The sequence below is a fragment of the Rhodovibrio sodomensis genome, from assembly GCF_016583645.1.
Taxonomy (GTDB): Bacteria; Pseudomonadota; Alphaproteobacteria; order Kiloniellales; family Rhodovibrionaceae; genus Rhodovibrio; species Rhodovibrio sodomensis.
Genome location: NZ_NRRL01000232.1, coordinates 1 through 2,280 on the forward strand (window position 1 = coordinate 1; position 2,280 = coordinate 2,280).

Consider the following 2,280-nt stretch of genomic DNA (forward strand, 5'->3'; position numbering starts at 1 on the left):
ACGTACCGTTCGTGGCGGAAAATAGGGTCTGCGACATGGCTGCCTCCTGAACTTGGAGAGGTCAGCTATGCCGCGATCAGCAGGGACCGGGAAACCGTTGATCGAATGGGGTGTAGCTGGCGCTTACGTTAAACCTTTCGATGCGTACCGCTTGCCTGTGCTCGTAAGCGGTACGGAGGAGATCCAGGACCTGGATCAAAAGGTTCATTTCAGCTAACGCGCACGCAAAGGGGTTAACATCCAACCCAAAAAGACTGTCCCGTATATCATCGATGACTTCGGGAATTCGGTCAGCCGGGATATCCGCATAACCAACATCTTTCCAATATGTGCGGTGCGCCTCGACCAGACGTCGTCCGGCCTCTACGAGAAATGCGCCTGACCCAGAAGCGGGGTCAAGCAATCTGCTTCCGACGATATCTGGCCCATTGTATCCAAGTTCATCAAGGATATAATGGACCACTTCTGGTGGGGTATAATATAGGCCGGTCTGGTGTTTGTGCTGTTCGTTAACGTACTGACCATAAACCATACCAATTATATCACGGTCAATTCTCGAAAGATCAAATTGTGCCAGCCTATGAAGAATTCGGATTACCATATTCCGATCTGGCGAATACCAATCAAAAACTTTATGCTCAGCGTAAAAATGGCCGTAAATCTGCTGAGCATTGTCATACGCAATTTCAATCAGGCGAGCCATACTGCGACCAAGGGATTGACGGAAGTAGGTGGGCTCGACGTCGAGGAACCAGAGAGCAGTGCCACCGTCAGTGAATGAACGCGGCACGAGGTTCTTATCCTCGAAGACCCGGATAAGAAGCATTCGAACGATGACCAAGTAGGCGGTTTGGGCAAAGAATTCCCTTTTAGCCTCGTCCTCGTCAGATGGACGGATCGTAACCGCCATATTTTCACGCCATTGATCGAAGGCGTTCTTTACGGTAATCGCGTCACCGTATTCTGTATAACATTTTTCGTAATGCGTCCGATACCGCACAGCAAATTCTTTGCTCGTATCAAAGAACCGTGAAATTTCGTCACGCCGGGTACTGCTCGAGGAGCCGTGATATGTGCGAATACTAGCTTGCACAGCGTCAAGGTGTGTTTCAGGTAAATCGCCCACTAAGGCTCGGCGAAATTCAGACAAAAGTACTTCGCGTTCACGAGCCGGTACCGAGGAGGGTATGAGTTGTTGCAATTCATGGTCATATTCGTTTATTCTCCGGCTGGTATTACCCACACCGGGTATTTCACGCATCGCGTGTTTATATAGTTCGTATTCCGATAAATGTGCATTAAATTGTACAGAGACATCCGTTTCGACTTCTGAAATTAGTGTTTTGACGGCCTCGACGAGATTTTCGGGGTGAGCATGAGCATCGGTGAGAGCGATACGAGTGCGATGGGCGGTCCAGGTCGTACCGTCAAGGGTGTGCCGTTCGTTATCGGTCGTGTAGACCAACTCGTCGCGAAGTGTTGAAATGTCTGCGAAAGCTTGGCGACTATAACGGCGATATAAGGCCGTCAATTGATCTCTGTCGGTTGGTGGGAGGGCTTCCCATCCGGTATGGCTGCCAGAGAGAATATCCTCGCCTCGCCAGATGCGTACGATGTTTTTGAGAGACAGGCTAATCGTCGCCGTAGGTGAGGTGCCGACATTATCGTAGGATAGAATGGAGGCGCCGTTTATCAGTAGCCCGCGTGGTGCTTGTACGGACGCCATATATCCAGACAATTGTCCACGGTGAACTTCGAGCGATGTTTCAGTGGTGTTTTTGTCTTCTACGACAAAACAAGCTGGTGCTGGGTAGTCGGGAATATAGACCGTGAAGTCGGGTTGCAAACGACGATGGGTATGCCGGTTATATGAGACTTCATTAGATTGGTCATAACCAAGTGACCTCAGAAGTGCCGGTGTTACCAATCGATCAACAAAATCCGCCTCGTCATCGGAACGTTCACTTGCTGTTTTTTCTAGGTATACTCAGAGTCTTTGGAGACCCGAATTCCGGCTTGACGCGAGGTTGAATCGGGATTCAGGTGCGAGCATGATACACCCCGGTTTCCTTTCCTTTGAAGATCGCCGCGAACTCGAAGCGTGCGTGCGTCGGCATCGCGTGGACCACGGCGTTGCACGGCGGGCAAATGCCCTTCTGCTGCTGGATGACGGCAAAAGTTGCGCCCAGATCGCGGAGTTCCTGTATCTGGACGACGATACGATACGGGGATGGCACAAGGCGTATCAGCGCGACGGCTGGGAAGCTCTGGCTCGGGATG

At 51.0% G+C, this 2,280-nt stretch carries 2 protein-coding genes; one reads left to right on the forward strand and one right to left on the reverse strand.

What is annotated here, in order from left to right; genetic code table 11:
- Window positions 1-76: 76 nt before the first annotated feature.
- Window positions 77-1,846: an N-6 DNA methylase gene (locus CKO28_RS27310; RefSeq protein ID WP_200344639.1), complete on the reverse strand. Its 1,770-nt coding sequence runs from the start codon at window positions 1,844-1,846 to the stop codon at window positions 77-79.
- 205 nt (window positions 1,847-2,051) lie between these two features.
- On the opposite strand from CKO28_RS27310, the gene CKO28_RS29545 reads away from it, so the two are divergent.
- On the forward strand, window positions 2,052-2,280 hold a 229-nt coding region (locus tag CKO28_RS29545), incomplete at its 3' end, for a helix-turn-helix domain-containing protein (RefSeq protein ID WP_200344465.1).